Source organism: Filimonas lacunae (assembly GCF_002355595.1).
In the GTDB taxonomy this organism is placed as follows: Bacteria; Bacteroidota; Bacteroidia; order Chitinophagales; family Chitinophagaceae; genus Filimonas; species Filimonas lacunae.
Window position 1 is genome coordinate 3,692,268 of sequence record NZ_AP017422.1, and the last position, 24,203, is coordinate 3,716,470.

The following is a 24,203-nucleotide window of genomic DNA, read 5'->3' on the forward strand; positions in this document are numbered from 1 at the left end:
ACGGTAATCAAAATCGTTAATAATAACAGGGGTTTGTTATCCCTGTTTTACCTGGTAAAAACGCACTGCAAACAAAAAGATGACTAAGTAGCATACTACGGGCAGGTAGTAGGCAGTGGCTACGTTGTGGTTGGCTATCAGTCCCATTACAAAGGGAAAGAACGCACCACCTACCACGCCCATGGAAATAAAAGAGCTGGCCTGCTGTGTATGCCGGCCCAGGCTTTTTAAACCCAGGCTGAATATGGTGGGGAACATGATGCTAAAGAAAAAATTAATCATTAACAATGCACTGAACGATACCCAGCCCCAGCCCTGCGCTACTATGCAACACATTACCATGCTGCCAAAGGCAAAGGCCGCCAGTAGTTTGTTGGGGGCTATAAACTTCATGAGCCAGGTGCCTGCTATGCGGCCCAGGGCCATCATGGCCATAAACAGTATCATGTAGTTACCGGCGCGGGCATCGCTAAAGCCCATTACATCATGTCCGTAGTTGATGAAGAAGCCCCAGGTGCCGGCTTGTGCGGCTACGTTGAAAAACTGTGCTATGGCGGCCCATACAAAGTGGTGGTGGTGCAGCAGCTTTTTACCGGGTGCGGCATCGGGCTGCGCTTCATCGGCATGCAGTTCGTGTGCGGCGCTGAGTGCGGGCACTTTTACAAAGGCAAAGGCCAGCGCTACGGCTACCAGCACCCCGGCTATGCCGGTGTATAAGGTTTTAACGGAGGTAAGGTTGCCGGTGCCGGTGGCCCCTGCCAGTAGCAGGTTGCTGCCGAGTGCCGGGCCTATCATGGTGCCGAGTGCGTTGAACGACTGTGAGAAATTGATGCGCCTGTCGCTGGTTTGCTGCTGGCCCAGGGCGGCGATGAAGGGATGGGCAACGGTTTCGAGTGTAGCCATGCCGCAGCCGAGTATAAACAGGGCAAAGCGGAAAAAGGGAAAGGATACGCGGTTGGCAGCGGGCACAAACAGGAAGGCGCCCAGTGCAAACAGCAGCAGGCCCAGCATTACGCCGTTTTTATAGCCAAAGCGTTTCATAAACAAACCGGCGGGAATGCTCATGAAGAAGTACGCGCCAAACACGGAAAACTGTATCAGGCCCGATTGCGATTTGGATAGTTGTAATACATTTTGAAAATGCTTGTTCAGCACATCGCTGATAGAATGGGCTACGCCCCATAGCAGGAACAGGGAGGTAACGAATATAAATGTTACGATGAACTTCTTCTCTGTAAAAGCAGTTTTTTGCGTCATATGGCTGTTTTAACCGAATGCGTTACGGGCATTGATAGTATATCAGAAAATTGGATTTCCTTTTTGTAGTTTTTGCAATCGCAGCAGGCCCTCAATATAATAATAATCTGCATAAATAATAGCTGCATCTATTTCGCTGCCGTTGGGTTTATGGCCGGTGCTGTGTTGCAGCAGGGCGGTGTTGTAGCCACTGCTTTGCCAACGCGGTGTGCTTAGTTCGGCCAGCATGGCTACGGCTTTATCGTAATAGTGTTTGCTTTTGACTTTATCGGTTACCTGTGTTGACAATTCCAGTAAGGCGGATGCGGTAACGGCAGCGGCAGAAGCATCCCTGGGTGCCTGTGGTATGGCGGCATCATCAAAATCCCAATAGGGTATTAACTCCTCTCCCAGCCTTTGCAGGTACGCATCGGCAACCTGCTGTGCAAAGGTGAGAAACTGCGGTTGATGAGTTTCGCGGTAGCAAAGGGTGTAGCCGTAAATGGCCCAGCTTTGTCCGCGTGCCCACACGCTGTTATCGGCATAGCCCTGGTGCGTCTGGCGGCGCAGCACCTGGCCGGTGAGGGTATCATATACTACTACGTGGTAGCAGGTATGATCGGGCCTGAAATGGTTGTGCATGGTGGTAGTGGCGTGCTGCACGGCTATATCGTAGCAATGCGGGCTGCCGTTTTTGCCGGCCCAGAACAGCAGTTCCAGGTTAATCATGTTATCGATGATGGTGTTATGTCCGCCCAGTTGCTGCACGTTGCGCGGCCAGGATAAGATGGTGCCTGCTTTCGGGTTGAACAGGGTGGCGAGTGTATCGGCTGCGGCCAGTAGTATGCGGCGGTAGCTGGTATCGTGTGTGAGCCGGTAACCATTGCCCATGCTGCAATATAGCTGAAAGCCTATATCGTGATCGTAGGCTTTGTTGTAGGCCAGTGGCGTAAGGGTGCGGCTGTAGGTATCGGCTTTGTTTTTCCAGGCGGTATCTTTTGTGTATTCGTATACATACCATAGCACGCCGGGCCAGAAGCCGGATGTCCAGTCTTTGTAATCCACCAGTTTCCAGCGGGTGCCATTGGTGGCTATGCTGCGGGGCAAGCTGTCGTAGCCGGGTAGTTGTGCGGCGGTGGCAGCGGCCTGGCGGGTGCAGTAGTCCAGCGCTTTTTGTGGGGTGAAGGTGGGCGCTGTGTGGCAGGCTGTTAATAGTAGTATTCCTATGGTAATGCGTATGTTCATCAGAATTGAATTTTAGTGTAGGGCATGGCGGGCAGTGTAAAGGTTACGGTGTTGCCTTTGCTGCTGTGGCTTTGCCCGGGTTTGCCGGTGTATTGTTGGGTGGTGTTGCCAGTGGTGACGGTAAGCAGGTTGTGGCGGGTGATGACCTGCTGCGGCAGGGTGAGTGTAACGGGTGCCGATGCGGTGAAGTACCAGCCATCTACCTTTTGGCACAAAGCGGCTGCGGCGGGGCCTTTGCGGGTGGTGAGCTGGTAAGCGCCGCAGCTAATATGGGTGCCACCGCTGAGGAACAGGTATTGTAAGGTATCGTGCTGCTGGCTGATGATGCCCAGTGTGCCGTTGCTGGCGTAAGGGCCGTAGCTGGCTTTGGCGGTGCTGTCGGCCGCGAATATCCATTGGGTGCCGCCGTTGCGGGTGGTTATTGTAATGCCGGTAACGGTGCTGTTGGCTGTGTGGGGTGTAAAGCTTTGTATGGTGGCAATGCTGGCGGGTGCTGCGGTGGTAGCGGGTTCCAGCACTACGGTAAACGGACGCTTCCAGGCTTCGCCTTTTTGCCGGGCTACTATGGTGGGCAGTGGCAGTGTGGCTATCTCCTGTGGCAGGCCCATGCGGTCGATGGCTTTGGAGGCGGGGGCTTTTACGCTGAATATTTCGCGGTCGTTTTCGCCTTTCATCCACAGGTGCATCTGCACTTCGGGCTGGTGGGGCATTTGCAGGCGAAACACGGCTTGTATGTTTTGCGGGATGGTGATGCTTTGTTTATCCCAGAAATAATCATAGGCCGAAAGGTGTCCGCCTGCAAAGGTGAGCGACTCCGTGGGTTGCAGTGGCAGTGGTGCACCGTTGCTATCTTGTAGCGTGAGTTGCTGGCCCATGTTGTGATAGAAATAATCGTGCATTTTATCCCTGCCATCCTGCCGGGCGCTGCGGAACACATCTATATAATAGCCCGCCGTATTGCCGGTGCGGATAATGGCGATGAGCCTGTTTTGCAGGGCCTGTGTTTCGGGTTCTATAAACGACACATTGGCCATGCTTACCAGCGGGAAAAAGCCGGTGGCCACGCCGGATGCGGGATAGCTGTGCAGCAGTTGAAAACCGTGGTTGCTTTTCATGACCGGGTAGGCGGATATGCCATCTACCGCCACGGTGTTGTGGGCGGGAAACTGGGAGTAATACTCGCCATAGTCCGGCTGAAAATAGCTGGTGCCAATGCCTGCTTCGGGGGCCAGTATCATGCCTTTGCCGTATAGCTCCAGGGAAATGCCGCCTGCGTGCATGTGGTTGCCTTTAGAGCCACTGAGGGCCACCATCAGTCCCTGTGTACTGTCGAAGCCGTTGCGCACAGCCAGGTAGCTTACTTTGGGGGCGCTGAACACCGGGGTTACATAGTCGGTAATGTGGCCTGGTGTGGTGGTTTTGTTATCGTATTCGTTTTGCTTTTCGGTTTCGTTGGGGGGCATTAGCATGGCGGCTATGCCTTCTTTCTTTTCTTCTGTTGATGATATGCCGGTGTAAAAGGCTTCCAGGGTGCGCAGGTAGCGGCTGTAGGTGGCGGCCTGTGCGGGCTTGTGGTGCAGCTGTGCATTGGCCAGCAACTGGCGCGCGGGTGTGAGGGATAAGCGACCGTAGTGCGAATCGCCAAACGCGGTGAAGCAACCATTGGGAAACAGGTATTGCGCCGCAGCGGGTACGGCTTTTTCCAGCACGGGCATACCGGGGAGAATATCGTGTTGGTATTGTTTATCGAAACGCTGTACAATACCGGTGAAATCGGCCAGCACGTTCAGGCTGTAGCCGGGGCATTCGTTCCAGATGCCGGTGGTGCTGTCGTACCCTTCGCGCAGCAGCTTTGCCAGGCTCCACTGGCGCTCGGTATCGTGGTTGAGAATGGCATCGGTATAGTACTGCCTGCCCTTGCCATCGGCATAGGCGGGGTTATCTTCCAGCACGGCGGCGATGTTCAGCACGTTACGGGCTTCTATCAGGTTCCAGTTGTTGAAGGCTACTCCGTGGTGTATCTGCACCTCGGCCCATTTGCGAAACACCGTGGTGTACAGGGGCATATTGGCTTGCTGGTGCTGGCTGAGGTAATCGTACAGCAGATCGTACACGCCGGTAAGGTGACCGAGCAACGCGGCTTCCTGTATCACTTCAAAGGTGGCCAGCCCGGCAATGGTTTCGTGGTGACCGTGGGTAATATCGTGCGGAGTGCTGCGGTAAAACATGCCCTGCATATAGGTATCGAACAGCCCCACCGCAAAACGGGCGTACTGCTCCTCTCCTTTAAACTGGTACAGCCAGGCAGCCGTATAGGCCATGCCCATGAGCTGGGTGTTGATGGTTTCTATTACCCGCCCGGTTTTGGCCACCTCCACCCACTCCATCGGCTCGCCAGGACGGGAACGATTTACCAGGTACACGCCTTTGGTGTCATCCGCATACGGCAACAGGTTCTCCGGTTTGGGCGCGGCGTAAGGGGTAATATGATCCCGCGCACCGGGGAAACGGACGGTGGGCTTTTCTGCCTGGCCCTCTGTATGGTCAAAAACGCCCCCTTTGATGTAGACTTCCGTGGCGTGGGTTTTCCAGTAGAGTTGCAAGCGGGATAGCATGTAGGTGCTGTCTGTTTGGCAACTTTTTATGTAGGGGGCTATGGATGCCGTTAGTTTTTCCAGCGTGAGTTGGGATTGGGGGGATTGTTGGATGTATTGTTTTAGGTTGGGGAGGTTTGATTTTAGTACCTCCATGCGGGGGTGGCCCTGGGGGTATTGGGTGGGGAGTGGGATTTGTGGTTGGGCTATTATGCTTTTGCATAATAGTAGTGTTAGGAGGAGGTTTATGGGCTTCCTCGGCTTTTGGGGATTCGTTTGGATCATATGGCAATGGGCTACCAGGTTCGGGGGTGGAATTGGTCACGGCCCCGGTGGGTGGTAGTGTGTGGGCGAAGTTATTGGGTTGTGGAAGTTATGAAGAGGGTGTTTTTTGCCTTTTATGGGGGTGGTTTGGGTCAATGGGACTTTAATGATAGCCAAACATAGCTTAAAAAAGGAAATTAAACATTCTTCGCAAGCTATAAAACAAAGAAAACACCTTACATAAACAAGTCATGACATTATTTTTTATAAATTATGCCGTAGAAAAACATTTAAAAGATCTTAGATAGACAATAACTAGAATTCAATTGAACTTACAATAAAGTTTGTCAATGATAAATGAAATAACAATTCCTGCAGAAATCCGAAGAGAATACATATTACGTGAAGAAGACACTTCTTTAAAATCAATCAGTAGAGTAAATATATTCATTGGTCCTAATAATTCCGGGAAAAGCAGATTGCTTAGAAACCTATTCATCGACGACTTTAATTACAAAACAAGTGAATATGATTTTGACGATTTTCTAACAAAAATAAAATCTCTATATAGTGAGATAGATAATTTCATGGAGGATCATGGCTTAATAGACATATCCGGAAATAACGGCGACCCTAGAAAAAAATTACAGGAAATAATAACACAAATAGAAACAGCAAATCTTCGAGAACAGCTTAAAGCAGCACAACAATTTACTTCCTATATAAACTCATTAAAGCAATTTTACGTTAACGGGTACAATAGCAAAAATGGAAACAAACAACCAACTCCAGACATAGTAGCAAAAAAACTCCAATCACTAGGCAGTTCTTATTCAGAAAAGATCACGGCCAATTACGAAAACGCTTCATTTGTAGAATTCAAGAAAACATACATACCAATACTTAGGGGACTTAGGCCTATTCAGCTGCAAAACTCTGACAACACATATATTGCCACCGGCTTCAACAACTACCTTTCAAGAACTATTAAAGATTATTTTGCAAAAACCGAAAATGACCAATTCAAACTCCCTCCTAAAGCAACAATAGCAACGGGTTTAGACTTATTTGAAATCATAAAAAAAATGCATTCAGGCACAAAAGAAAACCGTGATAAACTAAAAGCATTTAATAAGTTCCTAAGCATCAATTTCTTTGATTCGAAAGAAGTTGAGATAATCCCATTGGAAAGTGATCACGTTTTACATGTAACAATTGGGAACGAAGAAAGACCCATATACAACTTAGGAGATGGAATACAAAGTTTAATACTGCTACTATATCCAATATACTTCAATGACAATACACCACACCTTTGCTTTATTGAAGAACCAGAATTATCACTACATCCAGGAATGCAAAGATTATTCCTTGACACAATACTAAGTAATCAATTTTCAAATATTCAATTTTTCATATCCACTCACTCCAACCATTTCCTTGATATGACTTTGGATCATGATCAAATTTCCATTTACAACTTAAACAAAGTGAGTGAATCGCAAAAGTTTGAAATCACAAATACCAATAACACTGACATTAAAATACTAAATACTTTAGGCGTTAAAAACTCTTCGGTATTTCTTAGTAATTGTACAATATGGATTGAAGGAATTTCCGATAGATTTTACATAAACAAGTACCTAGAGATTTACCAAAAAAGCAAACTGGGGAAAGATTATGAATCTAAACGATTTAAAGAAGACTTTCACTTTTCATATGTAGAATATGGCGGGTCTAACATTATTCATTATTCTTTCGAGGAAATGTCCAATTGGGAAAAAATAAAAGCAACAAGAATTAGCAATAAAATTTTAGTAATAGTAGACTCTGACGACACCAATATTAATAATAAATCCAAAAAAGCTGAAAGACTAAGAATGCTCAAAGAAAATTTAGGAGACCAACTTATAATACTCCCTTGCAGAGAGATTGAGAATACACTATCTCCGAAAATTATAAGAGACATAATAAAAACAAGAGAAGGCGTTAGCGAAATCGAGTTTAACTTTTCAGAATCCGACTACAAAAACAAATACCTAGGAACATTCATCGAAAAGAATGCGACTGGAATAACCAAGAAATACTCTCAAAAGAGCGGTACGATATACAACAAAGTTGATTTTGCAAAAATAGCAGTGGAACAAATACAAGAACTAGACGACCTAAGCTTCTCAGGGAGAGAGATAGCAGAAAATATATTCAATTTCATAAGCGATCACAACTAAACATATATAGTATAAAATTGTCATACAAATAATGGTATCCCACCCTATTCTTTACAACACTACCTAGTTTAGAGGATTGTACTTTACAATTCTAACCAGATGAAGATTTTTATTGGAATAACATCAATTAAATCAAGCTGCCACATCTTCCTTACTATTAGCTTTTAAAGTCTTGACATTTTTACTTTTCGAGGACCGTTCCTTGGCATTCTTTTTACGTTCCGATTCCTGCAGATACATCTTCTCTTCATATTCATCATACTCATGCTCTTTTTTAAGCATCTCAATCATTTTACAAGCATCAGAAATACTATGAAACTGATAAAGACGAAAGTCATATCTAACAAATAAATTAGCAATACAGGGATCATTAGTATTAGTTTTAACAGCATTTAACCCCCAAATAAAAGCATAATGCGCTTTATCATTATCCCAACAGATTAAATGGGAAGAAATTTCCGTGCAATGACGCTTTATCAATAAATTAAAATGCCAATCTTTTAACCAAATACTCTTACTGAGCTTATTCTTTTCCATTGGTGTCAGCTTTGCAGGCTCCTTAAGCTTTCGCATAACAATAATATTTAAAATATCAAATTTCATTTATATTAAAGAGCCCGTTCTTTATCGCAAACAAAACCAGCCCTACTCTATTCTTAATACCATAACGATTAAATATAGCCTGCCGATAGCCATCTATTGTTTTAGGGCTCAAAAACATTTTCTCTGCAACTTCTTCATATTTAAGTTCTGAACAAGCGTAACGAATGAAAATCCGTTCATTTTCAGATAAACTTTTCCATATAGCATCAACTTCCCCCTCTCTACCCTCAATATCCTCTACCGACTCTTGCTTAATGGCATCAATCAATTTCCCAGTAATAAAATCTGTATAATAATATCCTTTCTCACTTATAGACTTTATTGCCTGATGTATATCTTCAACCTCAATATCTTTAGACAAGTACCCTTTTACTCCTAAGCGAAGCATCCTTACCACTGACTCTTCACTCTCTACCATGGATATCACCAAAACTGATATGCCAGGATGGTGCTTTTTTAACCACACCATACTTTCAAACCCATCCATATCTGGCATATCGATATCTAATAATAAAATATCCGGCAAAGCCTTTTTATCAATCTTTTTCACCATATCATCTCCACTCTCCGCTTCAAAAACTAAAAGATAATTTTGCTTATAGGCTAGATCAATAAGAGTAATTAGTCCTTTCCGAAAAAGCTTATGATCATCAACGATTGCTATTTTAATTGGCGGTTTACGATAGGACATATATTAATGAGTTAAAACGGGAACAATTATTTCGACATCAGTCCCTTTGCCAGGAAAGCTTTTAATTTTAAATTCAGCGTCTATTAATTTGGCTCGACTAGACATATTGTGCAATCCAGTACTTTCTTTCTCTACGCTAAGCCGATCAGCTAAAATCAGATCAAAACCAACACCATCATCACTTATTTTCACAGTAAGAAAACCATCAGAATAGCTAACAATTACAGTTACATTCTTAGCATTTGAATGTTTTACAATATTATTTAAAGCCTCTTGACATAATCTAAAAACCACTACTTCTTTTCCAGAGGAAAGTTTATCAGGATAACCACTTTGAGAATAGACAATCTCGTACTTTTTTGTTTTCCTCAGTCGTTCCAACTCGCTTTCAAGCATTCTAACGAAACCCGCTTTCATTACAGCATCTGAATTAAGAGAAACGCTCAAAGCTTTTAGATCTCCCATTAGTTTCTTTGCCAATAATTTGGTTTCAGTAACATGCTCAGTTATATCACCAGAACTATGGACCAAGATAGCAGACAAATTAATGTTTATTAAAGAAACAATATGACTAAAATTAGCATGCAATTCTTTTGCAATATGATGCAAAGTCCTCTCCTGTATCTCCAGCCTGGATTGGAGTATAATTTTATTAAAAGACTCTTGTAACATCAGTACCTCTTGCTCATGTTGATGTCTTTTTTTTTGCAACCTAAAAAAGAAATAGGTAAGCAAACAAACAAAAAACAGCAAAAGAATAGTTGAAACTACAATAGTCAAAATTGTTTCTTCGGAAACTGTGCGCGCCATACGAAAGCTATTAAATAAAATGAATACATGAGTATGTTTAAAAAAAGTAGAATATTAAACAATGCAACTGCCATAGATAAGTTTACTCGAACTATATAATTAAGAAAAATAAAATATGGCAAGCTAACTGTATTAAATATAAAACCTCCCAATGATATCCAAAAAAGGGAATCTCTTTGCACAACTTTCGGTTTCACCCTATTTAGTTCCTGCATAAAATATAAGAAAGAACATAAAATTATCAACATATTGCCACCTATAATATTATAAGTATTCAGCTGATTCATTTTCTGGACAAATAACAGATTAATCAATCCGAATACAGTATAAACAATAAATAAACATAGTCTGTAATTCCACAAGAACTTACTTTCCAAAACTTTGGTATAAAACCAAAAATAAAACAGGTACTGGGGCATCAAATACAAATTATAAATCCACAAATTCGATTTTGAGTAACTCCAGTACCGTGTTCTATGCAGAGACAATTTCCAGGAAATAGCAAACAATTCAACTGCTAAACTTCCCAATAGAAATATCGCAAATAGACTGTACGGATCTGTCCATTTTCCTTTAGAACTTTTTAAACCAATAATTACACTAAAAAGCAGCGGAATTAAATAAAGATAATGAACAAATCTAGGCATGCTTCAAGATACATCTATTCATCTAATCCATCACAAATTGGTGGACAAGGTGAACCAACATTAAAATCTCGCGGCTTTGACGAATCAATGCTTCTTGCTTGAAAATCGCAAGAATCCTCAATTGTAATATCACTGCGCCTACATTTCTCTTGGTCATATTTCGTCATAACCATAAGAAGACACGTCTGCCCAGGATAAACTTCCTCTTCCCCATAAGTTCCAAAATAAATCCTAAGTCCATCAGCTCCCGCACGATCAATTTCGTCTAAAAGTTTCGAAACATGTTCTCTGGAATACCATACAGATTTAGTATCTGGTTTTCCCAGTTGTTCACTCAATGCAACATGCTTTGTTTGCAGGAATCTATTAATTCTCTGCGTAGTTACAGTTTTACCAACGAAAAAGAAAGGCAAAGGAGCTTCATTTTGTCCTAACATAAAAATTGTTTTAAGATTAAAAAATCGAGAACAATTATACAGTCAAGAAGGGGGCAAAGTCAATAGAAAGAGAAACGCACGAATCGAAAAATCACAGTCTACGCTTTGAAAAATCAAAGTATCAGGAAAAACCCTTGGCTAATTCAGGCGAAACCCTAATCATATAACTCAACAACATCGTAACCTTTAATAGAACTAGAAGCTAAAAGGATCCCAATTGGCATATTTCGATTTGAAAATCAATCAATTGAGAAAAACAGGACTTCTCCCTTCAAGAACAGGTTTTTACCCAACCATACTCAAAATAGTTTTGACAAATAAAATAACAACCATGGCATTGTACACTAGCGATTATCTAAAACAACAATCCCGTAACAAAACTCTAAATGAAAGGAATTTTATATCTAACCAGCCCAATACACCCAACGAGGTATTCGACATTTTTCTATGTCACAGCTATTTAGACAAAGAGGAAATAGAAGGGCTTTACCTGGAACTTACTAGACAAAATTTCAAAGTATATGTAGACTGGATAATAGACCCTCAGCTTGACAGAAATAATGTAACAAAAGAGACAGCAGAACTAGTCAGAAAAAGGCTCCGTTCTTCAAAGTCCTTGTTACTGGCATTATCACACAATGCAACCATTTCAAAATGGGTCCCATGGGAACTAGGGCAAGTTGATGGCCATACACAACAATGTGCTTTAATACCTATATCTAGAGATAATATTAGAAGAACGTCATTTAGTAGAACAGAGTATTTAACCCTATACCCATACGTAGAAAAACCCAATGATCTCACTTCATTTAGAGATAAATTATGGACAGTTGACAGCCCTAATCACTATATAGAATTCCAGGATTGGATAACTGGCAAAAGACCTACATATAAGTACACCAATTTTTTTTAATAATTAAATTCTAAAAAGATGGCACAGCCACGAACGTTTATCAGCTTTGACTTCGACAACAACAAAAATGAAAAAGAGCTTTTCGCAGGACAATCATGCAATTCTAAAACCCCTTTTAGCATCCAAGACTGGTCGAGCAAAGAAGCTTTACCTCAAAACGAGTGGGAAAAACTAATTGCGGACAAAATCAACAAATGTGATCTCGCAATTATTCTTGTAGGGAAAAACACCAGCAAAGCAATTGGAGTTGTCAAAGAAATATCCTTTGCTGTAAAAAAAGGAATTCCATTTTTTGGCGTATACGTGGGAGGAGCCGATCAGTCTACCCTCCTTCCGTCAGGATTAGCAAGAAACAGAACAATTGCGTGGAATTGGGAAGGAATAGCAAAAGCTATTGATCAATGCATGACTCAGTGGAAATAAAATTAAAATAAAAAAAAATATATTATGAGAAAAGCTATTGTTATAGGAATTGACGAATATCCAGGAGTCCCATTAGAAGGATGCAAAAACGATGCGGCCGCCTTTTGTAATACAATACAAACAAATGGCGACGGTTCACCCAATTTTGAAGCTATATTAAGGACTGACATTACGACTAGGGCTCAATTATCAGACTTAGCTGAAAATGTTTTTAAAGGCGAATGTGATGTTGCGCTATTTTACTTTTCCGGGCATGGGCACACTAACAAACTTGGCTCCTTCTTAGTTACACCTGACGCTAAAGGGTTAGACACTGGATTATCAATGGAAGACTTACTTAAACTAGCCAATGAATCAGAAGCTAAAAACAGGGTTATTATTCTTGACTGTTGTAATTCAGGTTCTATAGGAACATCCGAGTTAACAGGAGGCAATATTTCAAGTTTAAAAAAGGGAGTAACAATACTAACCGCCAGCCGACAAAATGAGTCAGCCATCGAGATAAACGGTCATGGAGTATTCACAAACCTTCTATTAGCAGCTCTACAGGGAGGTGCAGCAGATGTTAAGGGAGATATAACACCCGGTAGCATTTATGCCTTTATAGATCAAGCATTAGGAGCATGGGACCAAAGACCCGTTTTCAAAACAAATGTAACCGAATTCTGTCCCCTCCGACATGTTACTGCTAAAGTTGACAAAAGAACTTTAAGAAAGCTAGCAGCATATTTTCCCAGTGCAGGACATGAATTTCCCCTAGACCCCTCCTTTGAATACACAAATTCAAAAGAGATAGAACACAACATAATTGAACCGTATGCAATTGAGAAAAATGTTGAGCAATTTAAGGATCTCCAAAAATTTCAAAGTGTAGGTCTCGTGGTCCCCGTAGATTCAGACCATATGTATTTTGCAGCAATGGAATCTAAAACCTGTAGACTAACAGCCTTAGGTGCTCATTATTGGAAACTAGCGAAGGAAAGAAGAATTTGACGACTTATAATCTGATCCAATCTCAATTCAGAAGATAAATAAGATTACCAATAAAATTCACTCTAAAATTATTCGCTTCATGAACACAATATTAATAGGATACGACCTAAATAAGAAAGGACAAAACTATGAAACCCTAATTTCAGAAATAAAAAAACTAGGAACCTGGTGGCATTGCTTAGATTCTACATGGCTTATTAAATCAAATGCAACACCTGTTTCTATTCTAGAGAAACTCAAACAATTTATCGATTCAAATGATGAATTATTCATTACTCAAATTTATAACAATAGCGCCTGGATAGGATTTAACAAAGAATGTTCAGATTGGCTAAGACAAAATTTATAATAAAATAAAAAAAACAAACAGCGTACACACTTTGATACGCTGTTTGTCGTTTTAATTTTTCCCTAGAACAATCCTAATCTTTAAAGAAAATCTTTCATACATATATGCTACCCAAAACCTTAATTAACAAAAATACAAATTTTTCTATTTTATAGCGTTCATAAATGCGTTCAATAATTCTTGAACTCGACCATAGGGAACAACTATACCAATCCCAATAGATTCTTCCGAAAAGACAACTTTACCTAACCCATCTTTAATAACATCCATCTTCTCATTAAAAACATTATTAATTTTTCTTCTTTTTTGAATAACAATTCCTGCGAAACGCAGACTCAGAGAATCTCCCAAAGGAAGAATTCCATTATTTACAAATACTGGACCGCCACTATTTCCTGGAAAAACATTACAATCTATTAAAAAATTATTAAGCTCTGGCTTTTTAGGAGATGTCCACGCAATAATTCCATTTCTAAATATTGCCCTTGTTAAATAATCACTCCCCACTACCCCCGGAAAGCCAGCACATAAAATCGATTTACTTTCATAGAGATCATTCTCATTGGCAAACGAAGAATAAGACAGCGTAGATATAGATGTATGGCCATTTCTTACAAAACTAAAGTTATCACCTTCCGAAAGTGGTAAACACACTAAATCAACGGTACTATCTGGATGTGGAAACCAATAACTCTCACCTTTACTTGTATACAACATAACATCTTCACCTAAATATTCTGTAACACTCAAAGTATCTTTGTTCGCAAAACGAATTTTTAACGACCTAGGCGCATATCCTATTTTGGGATCATACAATACATGTTTTGCTGTCACTACACACAGCATTAGATCATCTTTATAAGGGACATAACAAACTATGCCAGACCCTACAACGTCATAAAATTCTTTTAGCTTAAAGTTATTTAAACTATCAAATATTTTCATCTTGCTCACTACCCCAAAAGAAACTATTTTTGATCTAAAACTTTCTATAGTTTCTCTCGGCTGCCCAATTGTTTTAAAAAAAGTAACTGACATGTAAATCACAAAAAGAAGTAACATTCTCATATATTACAATTATTATTTCAACAACTCATTTAATAAATAAGATTAACAATTCCCGTTTACGACTTACTAAAACGAAATAATGGCCGGCAAATGAGCTAATGAGGTGTTCATCTATGCCCGTTTAGTAGGTAAATCTATCATTTGTTTGTTAGATTAAATGGTGCAATCGAAAAAATCAGGTGCCATTTGGGTACGAATGGCCGTTTTCATAAAGTATTTGCTCATCAGTTATTAATGGATTTACTCCAACACCCAACTTTACAATCTCAGACTGCTCTATGTCATTTTCAGCCCCTTTTACAAATGCTCAACCTATTGAAGTAACACCTAAAAAGAGTCCTGATATTAAAGGTTATCCCGTTGTGAAAACATAAAAGTTTACCCTCGACTTTAAAGTGGGCTTTTTTTATGCCTCAGCTACTTTTGACAAATTATAATGTTGCACTATCTGTATCAACGTATCTGCATGATGAAACAGGTCATCTAAAGAGATGATTTCCTTTTTCGTTTCAACTTTCTCCGCATCAAATAACCCTATATATTTTTTACCACCATTGAAATACAGGCGGCAAATAGGCTTACGGTTATTGTCATCGAACAGGATGGCGAAATAAGACAAGGCATCTCGATGACAGATCTTTTGAACAGGTACATATTGGCGCAGAATGGAACGCACTATTCTAAAACCTTCCAGCTCTTCTTCTGTAGTTACAATTTTATTATCAGGTTCCGAAACAACTTCTACAGCTGCTATAGAAGCCTGATCAATCTCTTCTTTTTGCAATGCAGACTTTAGCCGCTCAGTAATAATATCGTTAATGTAATACTGGAAAGACTTTTTAGTCAATTGCGTAAACTGATCCATTACACGCTGGGTAAGGATGCCACTATTGTATACTTGCTTAGCAAAGTGGCGCACAAAATCTTGTGTGGGGTTGTTGAATTCAGCATGCATGAGAGATTTGAGTTGCCCAACATATTTAAGTTCACTAGCTGTAGAAACAATCGTATCTGAATCAAAATAAGCTTTGTGAAACTTTTTCAATTCCTCAATATGATTATCCCGAATATCATTCAGATCAAACACAAAGAAAGGCTTCTCATCCATTTTGTTCGCCTCATCTAAATCAGTGTAAAACCTGGACTCAAAACCATTAGTAAGGATGGAAAATTTTGCTTTTGTCGTATGGAAGTATCGAAACAACTGGGAGTTGTGAGGATTAAGATCTGCCGACCAATGTTTACATTCAATAAGAATAACAGGTTGTCCGTCTTTCACGATGGCGTAATCCACTTTCTCGCCTTTTTTTATACCTAAGTCGGCAACAAATTCAGGAACTACTTCTAATGGATTGAATACATCATAGCCCAATGCTTGAAGGAAGGGCATTACGAAAGAGTGTTTGGTAGCTTCTTCTGTATGCACTAATTCTTTGTGCTTTAAAATACGATCAGCTAACTGTTTTACTGTGTCTTTAAAGTCCATACTTACAGGGTTTACATTTTATATAATAGAAATCCATGGCGCTATTGCACCATAATCTTTTTATACACACTAATAAAGCCTTATACGGGGATTACAAACAACAGATTATCAGGTTTAGGTTGACAATCGTAATGTAATATAATAATGTTTTTTTAATTTCTTAAAACTTAATTAGATATAATAATACATAATACGACAGTAATCTAAAGAGCCTTTATGCGCTTTACTCGTTTAATCCATATCGTAAAATCCTTTGTTGTTATATGGCAAGACAAAATGACTTAGATAATTATTTATCCTATAAATGACAGAGAATTAGTAAATTCATAGCATAAAATACAACATTATAGAAAGGAAAACAGGAATGCTTTCCTTTTTTACTGCCCCATGTAGGTGAATTATGACACCTCTCACCACACGAATACCCTCCCCACAATCAAATATTTAAGCTTATATTCATATAACACTCCTAACATATGTTTAAGCATTGCCATATCCTACTCCACTGCATCCTGGCAGCATCCTTCACCACACTGTACGCCCAGCCCGCCTACAAACCCAGCTACCAGCAATTAAAAAAGTACGAGGGCACCTACGAGTACATCAACCACACCACGCTACAGATAGCCGCATCGCCCAAAGACACCTTACTCTACGCCATTATAGGAGAAGCACGCTACCCGCTTTTCCCGCATCAGAAAGATGTGTTTCTAAACGGCAGTAAACAAAAGGTAACATTTCAATACACCAATAACACCCTCACCGGCTATACAGTGGCCAACGGGCAGCGGGACAGTCTGTACCGTTTACTTACGCGCAAGGTTAGTTTTTCTAACAAAATGTGGTTTGCTAAAGGCAATGGCACGCAGCCTTTCACCTATCAGTATCAAATACCTCCTAACAGACACGATGGGCTTATTCCCGGCTCGTTATACCGCTCGGGGCTGGACACTTCCAATATACATCTGCTCATGAACAGGATAGTGAACAATACCTACCCGGATATACACAGCGTGTTGCTGGTAAAAGACGGCAAACTGATACTGGAAGAATACTTTTATGAGTACGATGAAAGCACATTACACCAGCTACGGTCTGCCACCAAAAGCTTTGCTTCGGCCATTATAGGATTAGCGATTGATAAAAAGCTGATTGCAGACGTTCACCAAAAGGTGTTGCCTTATTTCCCGGAATACCAGCTGCAACATGTAGACAACGTTAAAAAAGACATCAGCATTTATCATTTACTCACACAGCAATCGGGATTGGCCTGTGATGACAGAAACGACAATTCCCCCGGCAATGAAACAAAGATGTACCCGGCCAACGACTGGGTGCAATACATACTGGATTTGCCTATGATTGACACGCCCGGTAAAGCAGGCCGTTATTGCAGCGGCAACACTATGATAACAGACAGGATAGCCGAAAAAGTGTCCGGGCAATCCTTAGCACGCTTTGCGCAGGAAAACCTGTTTACCCCACTGGGCATTACGCATTTTCAATGGCCGTTTGTTCCGGACAAAACACACCAGGAATCGTTTGGGCAACTCTACCTGCGTCCTCGTGATATGGCTAAGTTTGGGCTACTGTATCTCAACAACGGCATATGGAATGGACGCCAGGTAATATCCTCTGAATGGGTACAACAATCCCTCACCCGGCATTCAGTAGTAGACGGTATGGATTATGGTTATTTCTGGTGGCTGGAACCGCTCACCGTAAAGGGACGCACTTACCAGGGCATGGCGGCAAAGGGCAATGGCGGGCAACGCATTTTTATCTGGCCCGAAATACACATGGTAGCGGTAGTAACAGCCGGCAGCTATAATCAGCAGTCGGCCGCTAACCGGCTATTGATGGAATGCGTGTTAAGCGCGTTGTAATAAAATTGGCTATCTCCTATATTACTAAAAACAGGAGACAGCCAATTTAAACATCATCTATTATTAGCAGCTACCGGATCAACGAAGCTTTTCCTGGTGCTTTTGAAATAATGCTATGAGTTGGTTCGCCAGTTTTGCATCTGCATCAGTGAATGGCAGCCTTGTAAACTTTAGCGATATATCCCGTGGAGGAAACGATAATTTTTGATTTACCGAATAATACGCGTTAAAGGAAAAAACAAAGCCATTTAGCTTACTTTTTCTGCTACTATCCAAAGTAGCCCCCAGCGTGTAATTACTGTTCACTAATGTGGAGTCGTAATGTAAAAAAAAGGTGTCAAAAGTAAATTCACTCCTCTTAACATCTGGAAGGTAGTTTTCTGTTAATGTATGTCCGACGCCTTTTTCTGAAGAAATCATCTTTATACCTTTTTCCTCGATAACATTAGCATGTCCTCTTTCATTAATGATGGAATCAACGTCTTTTCTCAGCGGTAAGAAAAAATCAGAAGTATCTTTAAATAACAATCCGTTCTTCTGGCCTTTTATAAACGTAAAATATTCAAATACAATCTTGTACGGACCTCCATCTTCAGCGGACAGATCTATTACACGCACCGGGAAATGGTACATGACAAAACTGTCAACATACTGAACATATACAGTATCGTACATATCACGTGGATATACAGTGCTGTCAATTACCTGAAATCCTCTCATATAGCTGTGAATGACCAGCTTTTCCGGATTTTGCAAAGACAACAAAGGACCTTGCGCCTTTACAGGAAACTGGCACAATACCAATAGGGCAATAATTAACATTTTACTGGTCATGCTTTGGATTTGCATCAAAAACTGCATTAGATACGTAAGGAATAGTAACGGTATTGGTTTTGCCTGGCAAACAGTCGCAAACAGTTGAATACCTTATTTCAAAACGCAGGTTCATTCCTGCATATTGAATATTTGGAGTTCCAGGAGTAAAGGAAGCCGTTCCAGTTTGAGAGGAAACATTTACATCTCCTCCTGAAACAGTGCCTACAAATACCAGTTTATCGTGTTTAAGACTTTCCCACTGCCATATGTCTTTGCTTACATCTATTAATTTTACTACCCCCTCTTCCTGGGATTCGTAACGCCAGGTAAGATTTTTTAGAGCTGTCCATCGTGGATTTTTAGGTTTAGTGAAGGCAGAGCCTGCTTCAATTACCTCAGCCGGAAGAATTTCAGCAACCACCTCTGCGCCACTTTGCAATGCATTGAGTGCATCATTACAGGCAGTTTCGCAGGGGATTTCCGGTGTAGTTCCGCCACCGCCATCAGATGACACACAATCTGAAGTTACCATTAAGTTAAGTACACTAATGTCGCAACCTGAAACAGCACTAACGAAATTGATAGCTTCATTTAAAATGCCAGGAGCCACTCCTACAATATCAGAAGGGCCGGTTACGATTACCTGCCCAAAGCCACTTACAGCAGCTCCAGTACTTAAGGCGGCCAACCTTACTCTGAACTCCTCCATGATCATAGTGTTTACTAAAGCCGGATCGCAATAGGTAAAGAAATCACAGGTAATAAAAGAAGTACATTGCTGATCACTCCTGGCTGCTACATGTTTTTGCTTCTTTTTGTATGCTTCTTTAAAGTCAATATTTTCTTTTTCAATGGCATTATTTACCACTTTAGCAGAAAAACTTTCAGGCAACTTTATGCCTGATTTATTTAAAGCAAGCAGCTCTACCCCCCTGCGAATTTTATTGACGGAATCATTACCAGTGATATAATCCGCTTCGTAGTTAATTCTATCAACTTCCTTCACCGTTTTTTGGGATATACCTACACGCAGATAGCTTATTAGCATCTCTTGTTTATTGATAAATGGAACCAACATGTAATAAAGGGAATCTCCAAGATGGTTAAACCAGATGAGTCTGTTTAATTCCGGTTTACTATCTCCTGAAACCTCCAACTGCATTTTTGATAAAAAAGCGGTGTTGTTAAGCTGATTAACTATCGAGAGGATAGCAGAGTCTGCACCTGCATAGTTTAATGTAATGGCAAGATTTTTTGTTTCATGGTGAAAACTCGTTTCTTTTTTATTGCAGTTTTGTAAGGTGAATGCTAGCAAGAGGATAAGGGTTGTGGTTTTTAGGTTCATGCTATGAATTTTGATTTAATGATGTATAAAGACGAATGAGTCGATGAAATTGACTCATTCGTTCAAAATTTATTTTTTTCCAAACTTGGGGGGGGATACATCAATTAGTCACCAGATCTGCCTCACTAATCCATTGAGTGTTTTAGAAAGCGTGCCTTCGTTATCAGGCATGACTTTACGCATCGATAAGTGGATTACGGTTGTAAATGCACTTTCTAGAAAAACACCTTTATCTAGCGCACAAATCGACTCATTAATAAACACCTGGCAACCGTCTTCTTTACCGGTGAAGGCATGCCGTTTGTAAAACCTTGAACTGGTTCAACCTTTTTTCCTAATGTAGTTCATATTTCACGCCTGCCATTTACGGGAGCTTCGCTGTATCAAATGAAGATATCATGGAAAGCAAAGGTAAATTACAGGGCAAGGTAGCCCTTATCACGGGTGCCGCTAAGGGCATAGGCGCAGGTATTGCCAAAAGATACGCCGCAGAAGGCGCAGCGGTAGTAGTGAACTACGCCAATAGTAAAACAGAAGCCGAAAAGGTAGTGGCGGCTATTGTAGCCAATGGCGGCAAGGCCATTGCCCTGCAGGGTAATGTAGCGGATGCGGAAGCCGTGAAAAGGCTACTGGAAAATACACGGGAGCATTTTGGCGGTCTGGATATACTGGTGAATAACGCGGGCATCTACTCCTTTGCGGGCATCGAGGAAATTAGCGAAACCTCTTTTCACAATATGTTTAACACCAACGTACTGGGCAGCATACTTACTATTCAGCAGGCAGTAAAATTAATGGGTACGCGGGGCGGCACTATTATCAATGTAGGATCGGTGGTAAGCACGCTTGACATGCCCACCTCCCTGGTATACACTGCCACCAAATATGCAGTAGATGCTATCACACGCATTCTTGCCAAAGAGCTGGGGCCTAAAAACATTCGCGTTAACTCCATCAATCCCGGTTTAATTGAAACAGAAGGCACCTATGCTTCGGGTGTAATGAAGGGGGAAGCGGAAAAATGGCATTTATCAGAAACACCGCTGGGTCGTATAGGGCAGCCGGATGATATAGCTAAAGTAGCTGTATTCCTGGCCTCGGAAGATAGCTATTGGGTAAATGGTGAGGTGATTGCCGTAGCAGGCGGACAGCGGTAAGCTATTTCCCCACGCGGTTGGGCTACACGCTTTTTGAAGTCATATGATGACGGAGCAACTCCTGTGATCATATGACTTCCTGCATTTACCCCTGCACCGCAACCCCGCAATACTTTACTTTTGTTATTTACAACCACCAGCAACGGTATGGATACAATAAAAGACTATATACTGCGCACCGCAGCATTATCAGAGGAAGAAGTGAACCAGTTTGTAAGCAGCTTTACCCCCGTAAAGGCAAAGCGGCGGCAGTTTATTGTGCAACCCGGCTTTGTGGCGCGTCATCGCTATTTTGTGGTAAAGGGAGCCTTACGTGCTTACGTGATTGGGGAAGAAGGCCAGGAATATACCATTCAACTGGCTATTGAAGACTGGTGGATCTCTGATTACAACAGTTACATATACCAGCAACCCGCCACCATGTTTGTAATGGCTATGGAAGATTGCGAACTGCTACAGATAAGTCATGAAGATGAATGGAAGCTAAAAGCCACATCGCATCGCTTTGAAACATTTTTCCGCCAAATGGCAGAGCGCTCCACCGCGTTTATGCAGCGCCGCATCATCACCAACCTTACCCAATCAGCCGAAGAACGTTACGATCATTTTATGGCGCAATACCCACTTATCAACGAACGGATGCCGCAATATGTTATCGCTTCTTACCTGGGCATGACCACCGAGTTTTTATCTAAGATCAGGAACAATAAGGTGTCTCGGAAATCTTGAACTACTTCAAGCTTCTTTCCTAATCTACTTCATTGTTCACGCCTGTTTTCTGAGGCAGTTTTGTAATGTCAATAACGACATAAACATACAAATATAAACACTCATGAACACAGCAACTACCACCACCTTCAGCGTACCTACCCGTGCAGAAGTATCCGCCAACAACCAGGCTATTTTCGACAACCTGCAAAAAGGACTGGGCTTTGTACCTAACCTCTATGCCTACTTTGGTAAAAATGAAACAGCCCTGGGCGATTACCTGGCTTTGCAAAACCGCAAAAGCAGTTTAAAAGGTAAAGAAAGAGAAGTAATAAACCTGGTTACCAGCCAGATCAACGGCTGTGTATACTGTCAATCGGCCCACACGGTATTAGGCAAAATGAATGGTTTTAGCGATGCCGAGATACTGGAAATCAGAAGCGGGCATGCTTCCTTCGACAGCAAACTGGATGCCCTGGCCCGCTTTACGGCTTCGGTAGTAGAAAACCGTGGTAAAGCCACCGCAGCCGCTATTAACGCTTTTTATGCCGCCGGCTACCAGGAGCACCATATGATTGATGTGGTAATGGTGATTGGTGATAAAATCATCAGCAACTACCTGCATAACCTTACCCACCTGGAAGTAGACTTTCCTTTGGCAGAAGCGCTGTAAGGTAGTGTAGCCACTTAATGGCACCCTAATAAAACAAACAAGCACCTTCTCAGCAGGAAGGTGCTTGTTATTATCTTATTCAGTCTTCTTAGGTAAGGTAATAGGTATTCCTACTTTTAACCCAATACTTATATTTCGTTTTTCAAAATCGCTTTTTGACTCTTCAATGCCTGTCGCAAGGGATGTGCGTTGTTTATCCGTAAAATCGGCATATTTAAAATAGGTAATAATAGAAAGTAAGGTTTTGTCTTTATCCCGGTTATTAATATTGAAAATAAAACCTCCTTCTGCGCCAGCTTTAAAAGTATCATCTGCTCTACCCACCACTTTTGGCAGTTTGTACAAATCACTTTGACCTATGGTGCCAGAAAGATATAGTCCAGGAATCAGGCTACCTAATGGAAGTATGTATAACTCTATAGCCAGTTGCTTTTCCAATCCCGTTTTTATATCACTGTTATTATAAGCAGATCCCGCGACAACCTTCTCTGTTACAGATGGAGCATACTCGAAAAACGGAGTTTTATTTTCATAATTGTAAGGAGTAAGGTTTCCTAAATTATTAGTGTGAGAGATTGTAGCGCCCAGCCTTGCTAATATGGCGAATTTATTAGGAGTTACACAATATCTATTCAGATAAGCGGAAGCGCCATATGAAAAACGGTAGTCTGACTTAAAGTACATGGAGTCAATATCATCATATTTTGTATAATACTCATTCGCTTTATCCGACCGAAAAAAGGGGCTAAAAGTCCACCATAAATATTTTTTCTTCGTCCAGATAGAACTGGAATTAACTATCATTTTATCCAGTGTTTCTTCATATAACCCACTGTATACCTTTTCATACTTCTTGTACAAGACGGTAACTTCATCGTAATAAGTATCGATTATAATTGCCCCTTCCCCTTTCGATCCTTTTATTACGGTATCTGCTTCTGGCAAATAATTCAAAATTTGTCCCCAGGTTTTACCGGAAGTATCTATCGTTAGTCCTGACTGTTTGATAATTTTAGGAATGAAGTAAGCAGCAATTGCCCTATGACTATCCTTTATTGACTTCACTTCTTTGGGAAGCTTTTTGGGTTGACCTAACACTTTCAGATGAAGATTATATAGCGAAGTGATAACAAATACTGTATCAATTACCCTGGCTTTATACTCGGTAGCAAGCGTATTTTTTGCATGCAGTAGCTGTAATTTCGGATGTGATTCTGTTTTTGTCCCATACTTAGCGCTATTGCACCAGGTAATTCTGTGAAAAGAAGGCTTTATTTCATAAGCCGAATTACCCGTGCTAAATCCCCCTTTAAAGAAACTAAAGTTACGATCAGTAACTCCACCTTTCAATTCAAAACCTATAATATCAAAGGGATTCCACCATTTGTCTTTTGTTGGAAACATTCCGGAAATAGTACCTTCTGGTTTTGACACATCCACTTTTACACCACTTACGGGCGTACTTTCTCCTACAACGGCGTAAGTAATATCCTGTACAATCATCCTGGTAAAAGCGGCAGAAGGAAGTGGCTTATCAAGTGTAGCTTTCTGCGTAATACCCGACTGCGTAGCCATCATAAGAATTACAAGCAAACTTATTTTTTTCATAAACAGTGCTGTTAATGTAAAAT

At 41.3% G+C, this 24,203-nt stretch carries 21 protein-coding genes; 9 read left to right on the forward strand and 12 right to left on the reverse strand.

Translation table 11 applies throughout. The features are described 5' to 3' along the window. Positions 1-36 precede the first annotated feature (36 nt). The 3 genes from fucP to FLA_RS14600 are packed head-to-tail and all read right to left on the reverse strand — an operon-like array spanning position 37 to position 5,096. Entirely contained in the window at positions 37-1,257 is a 1,221-nt protein-coding gene (gene fucP / locus FLA_RS14590; protein WP_076378070.1) for an L-fucose:H+ symporter permease, read from the reverse strand. A gap of 42 nt (positions 1,258-1,299) precedes the next feature. Next, positions 1,300-2,481 (reverse strand): glycoside hydrolase family 88 protein, encoded by a 1,182-nt coding sequence (locus FLA_RS14595; RefSeq protein WP_076378068.1) that lies wholly within the window; start codon positions 2,479-2,481, stop codon positions 1,300-1,302. Beyond that, positions 2,481-5,096: a heparinase II/III domain-containing protein gene (locus FLA_RS14600; RefSeq protein ID WP_076378066.1), complete on the reverse strand. Its 2,616-nt coding sequence runs from the start codon at positions 5,094-5,096 to the stop codon at positions 2,481-2,483. Before FLA_RS14600 ends, FLA_RS14595 begins: the two co-directional genes overlap by 1 nt. A 593-nt stretch (positions 5,097-5,689) precedes the next feature. On the opposite strand from FLA_RS14600, the gene FLA_RS14610 reads away from it, so the two are divergent. After that, a complete protein-coding gene (locus tag FLA_RS14610; protein WP_076378062.1) occupies positions 5,690-7,567 on the forward strand; it encodes an AAA family ATPase in 1,878 nt (625 codons plus the stop codon). 132 nt (positions 7,568-7,699) lie between these two features. Here FLA_RS14610 and FLA_RS14615 read toward each other — a convergent pair whose 3' ends face one another. The 4 genes from FLA_RS14615 to FLA_RS14635 all read right to left on the reverse strand — a co-directional run bounded on the left by FLA_RS14615 (position 7,700) and on the right by FLA_RS14635 (position 10,755). Beyond that, entirely contained in the window at positions 7,700-8,140 is a 441-nt protein-coding gene (locus FLA_RS14615) for a hypothetical protein (RefSeq protein WP_144264003.1), read from the reverse strand. Between the two features lie 19 nt (positions 8,141-8,159). Further along, entirely contained in the window at positions 8,160-8,861 is a 702-nt protein-coding gene (locus tag FLA_RS14620; RefSeq protein WP_076378058.1) for a response regulator transcription factor, read from the reverse strand. 3 nt (positions 8,862-8,864) lie between these two features. After that, a complete protein-coding gene (locus FLA_RS14625) occupies positions 8,865-9,671 on the reverse strand; it encodes a sensor histidine kinase (protein ID WP_084206142.1) in 807 nt (268 codons plus the stop codon). A 661-nt stretch (positions 9,672-10,332) separates the two neighbouring features. Continuing rightward, positions 10,333-10,755, reverse strand: a complete 423-nt coding sequence (locus tag FLA_RS14635; RefSeq protein ID WP_076378052.1) for a hypothetical protein — start codon at positions 10,753-10,755, stop codon at positions 10,333-10,335. A 247-nt stretch (positions 10,756-11,002) separates the two neighbouring features. Here FLA_RS14635 and FLA_RS14640 point away from each other — a divergent pair, with 247 nt between their 5' ends. The 4 genes from FLA_RS14640 to FLA_RS14655 all read left to right on the forward strand — a co-directional run bounded on the left by FLA_RS14640 (position 11,003) and on the right by FLA_RS14655 (position 13,433). Further along, complete coding sequence (locus FLA_RS14640) at positions 11,003-11,668, forward strand: TIR domain-containing protein (RefSeq protein WP_144264002.1); 666 nt, start codon at positions 11,003-11,005, stop codon at positions 11,666-11,668. A gap of 18 nt (positions 11,669-11,686) precedes the next feature. Beyond that, positions 11,687-12,091 carry a TIR domain-containing protein gene (locus FLA_RS14645; RefSeq protein ID WP_076378050.1) on the forward strand — a complete coding sequence of 135 codons (405 nt, stop codon included), beginning with the start codon at positions 11,687-11,689 and terminating at the stop codon, positions 12,089-12,091. Between the two features lie 24 nt (positions 12,092-12,115). Further along, positions 12,116-13,084, forward strand: a complete 969-nt coding sequence (locus FLA_RS14650; RefSeq protein WP_197705902.1) for a caspase family protein — start codon at positions 12,116-12,118, stop codon at positions 13,082-13,084. Positions 13,085-13,163: 79 nt separating this feature from the next. Continuing rightward, the gene (locus tag FLA_RS14655; RefSeq protein WP_076378046.1) at positions 13,164-13,433 is read left to right on the forward strand and encodes a SinR family protein; all 270 of its coding nucleotides are present in this window, start codon (positions 13,164-13,166) and stop codon (positions 13,431-13,433) included. 144 nt (positions 13,434-13,577) lie between these two features. On the opposite strand, the gene FLA_RS14660 is transcribed toward FLA_RS14655, so the two are convergent. After that, the gene (locus FLA_RS14660) at positions 13,578-14,501 is read right to left on the reverse strand and encodes a trypsin-like peptidase domain-containing protein (RefSeq protein ID WP_076378044.1); all 924 of its coding nucleotides are present in this window, start codon (positions 14,499-14,501) and stop codon (positions 13,578-13,580) included. A 406-nt stretch (positions 14,502-14,907) separates the two neighbouring features. Next, positions 14,908-15,987: a type I restriction endonuclease gene (locus FLA_RS14665; RefSeq protein WP_076378042.1), complete on the reverse strand. Its 1,080-nt coding sequence runs from the start codon at positions 15,985-15,987 to the stop codon at positions 14,908-14,910. Between the two features lie 476 nt (positions 15,988-16,463). On the opposite strand from FLA_RS14665, the gene FLA_RS14670 reads away from it, so the two are divergent. Continuing rightward, positions 16,464-17,873 (forward strand): serine hydrolase domain-containing protein, encoded by a 1,410-nt coding sequence (locus FLA_RS14670; RefSeq protein ID WP_084206140.1) that lies wholly within the window; start codon positions 16,464-16,466, stop codon positions 17,871-17,873. Between the two features lie 78 nt (positions 17,874-17,951). Here the strand turns inward: FLA_RS14670 and FLA_RS14675 are convergent, their stop codons facing one another. Continuing rightward, a complete protein-coding gene (locus tag FLA_RS14675) occupies positions 17,952-18,707 on the reverse strand; it encodes a hypothetical protein (protein ID WP_076378040.1) in 756 nt (251 codons plus the stop codon). Continuing rightward, positions 18,697-20,034 carry a hypothetical protein gene (locus FLA_RS14680; protein WP_076378038.1) on the reverse strand — a complete coding sequence of 446 codons (1,338 nt, stop codon included), beginning with the start codon at positions 20,032-20,034 and terminating at the stop codon, positions 18,697-18,699. The genes FLA_RS14675 and FLA_RS14680 overlap by 11 nt, the downstream gene beginning before the upstream one ends. A gap of 398 nt (positions 20,035-20,432) precedes the next feature. On the opposite strand from FLA_RS14680, the gene FLA_RS14685 reads away from it, so the two are divergent. From FLA_RS14685 to FLA_RS14695, 3 genes are all read left to right on the forward strand, one after another. Then, positions 20,433-21,191 (forward strand): SDR family NAD(P)-dependent oxidoreductase, encoded by a 759-nt coding sequence (locus FLA_RS14685; RefSeq protein WP_076378036.1) that lies wholly within the window; start codon positions 20,433-20,435, stop codon positions 21,189-21,191. 147 nt (positions 21,192-21,338) lie between these two features. Beyond that, complete coding sequence (locus FLA_RS14690) at positions 21,339-21,920, forward strand: Crp/Fnr family transcriptional regulator (protein WP_076378034.1); 582 nt, start codon at positions 21,339-21,341, stop codon at positions 21,918-21,920. 103 nt (positions 21,921-22,023) lie between these two features. Then, the gene (locus FLA_RS14695) at positions 22,024-22,572 is read left to right on the forward strand and encodes a carboxymuconolactone decarboxylase family protein (protein ID WP_076378032.1); all 549 of its coding nucleotides are present in this window, start codon (positions 22,024-22,026) and stop codon (positions 22,570-22,572) included. Between the two features lie 75 nt (positions 22,573-22,647). Here FLA_RS14695 and FLA_RS14700 read toward each other — a convergent pair whose 3' ends face one another. Beyond that, a complete protein-coding gene (locus FLA_RS14700) occupies positions 22,648-24,180 on the reverse strand; it encodes a hypothetical protein (protein ID WP_076378030.1) in 1,533 nt (510 codons plus the stop codon). Between the last annotated feature and the right edge of the window lie 23 nt (positions 24,181-24,203).

Excerpts from the sequence above, each read along its gene's own strand:
- FLA_RS14615 (WP_144264003.1), bottom strand. The coding sequence starts at position 8,140 with ATGCGAAAGCTTAAGGAGCCTGCAAAGCTGACACCAATGGAAAAGAAT.
- FLA_RS14670 (WP_084206140.1), top strand. The coding sequence starts at position 16,464 with ATGTTTAAGCATTGCCATATCCTACTCCACTGCATCCTGGCAGCATCC.
- FLA_RS14625 (WP_084206142.1), bottom strand. The coding sequence starts at position 9,671 with ATGGCGCGCACAGTTTCCGAAGAAACAATTTTGACTATTGTAGTTTCA.
- FLA_RS14620 (WP_076378058.1), bottom strand. The coding sequence starts at position 8,861 with ATGTCCTATCGTAAACCGCCAATTAAAATAGCAATCGTTGATGATCAT.
- FLA_RS14635 (WP_076378052.1), bottom strand. The coding sequence starts at position 10,755 with ATGTTAGGACAAAATGAAGCTCCTTTGCCTTTCTTTTTCGTTGGTAAA.
- FLA_RS14675 (WP_076378040.1), bottom strand. The coding sequence starts at position 18,707 with ATGACCAGTAAAATGTTAATTATTGCCCTATTGGTATTGTGCCAGTTT.
- FLA_RS14685 (WP_076378036.1), top strand. The coding sequence starts at position 20,433 with ATGGAAAGCAAAGGTAAATTACAGGGCAAGGTAGCCCTTATCACGGGT.
- FLA_RS14655 (WP_076378046.1), top strand. The coding sequence starts at position 13,164 with ATGAACACAATATTAATAGGATACGACCTAAATAAGAAAGGACAAAAC.
- FLA_RS14660 (WP_076378044.1), bottom strand. The coding sequence starts at position 14,501 with ATGAGAATGTTACTTCTTTTTGTGATTTACATGTCAGTTACTTTTTTT.
- FLA_RS14600 (WP_076378066.1), bottom strand. The coding sequence starts at position 5,096 with ATGCTATCCCGCTTGCAACTCTACTGGAAAACCCACGCCACGGAAGTC.
- FLA_RS14680 (WP_076378038.1), bottom strand. The coding sequence starts at position 20,034 with ATGAACCTAAAAACCACAACCCTTATCCTCTTGCTAGCATTCACCTTA.
- FLA_RS14610 (WP_076378062.1), top strand. The coding sequence starts at position 5,690 with ATGATAAATGAAATAACAATTCCTGCAGAAATCCGAAGAGAATACATA.
- FLA_RS14665 (WP_076378042.1), bottom strand. The coding sequence starts at position 15,987 with ATGGACTTTAAAGACACAGTAAAACAGTTAGCTGATCGTATTTTAAAG.
- FLA_RS14695 (WP_076378032.1), top strand. The coding sequence starts at position 22,024 with ATGAACACAGCAACTACCACCACCTTCAGCGTACCTACCCGTGCAGAA.
- FLA_RS14690 (WP_076378034.1), top strand. The coding sequence starts at position 21,339 with ATGGATACAATAAAAGACTATATACTGCGCACCGCAGCATTATCAGAG.
- fucP (WP_076378070.1), bottom strand. The coding sequence starts at position 1,257 with ATGACGCAAAAAACTGCTTTTACAGAGAAGAAGTTCATCGTAACATTT.
- FLA_RS14700 (WP_076378030.1), bottom strand. The coding sequence starts at position 24,180 with ATGAAAAAAATAAGTTTGCTTGTAATTCTTATGATGGCTACGCAGTCG.
- FLA_RS14645 (WP_076378050.1), top strand. The coding sequence starts at position 11,687 with ATGGCACAGCCACGAACGTTTATCAGCTTTGACTTCGACAACAACAAA.
- FLA_RS14650 (WP_197705902.1), top strand. The coding sequence starts at position 12,116 with ATGAGAAAAGCTATTGTTATAGGAATTGACGAATATCCAGGAGTCCCA.
- FLA_RS14595 (WP_076378068.1), bottom strand. The coding sequence starts at position 2,481 with ATGAACATACGCATTACCATAGGAATACTACTATTAACAGCCTGCCAC.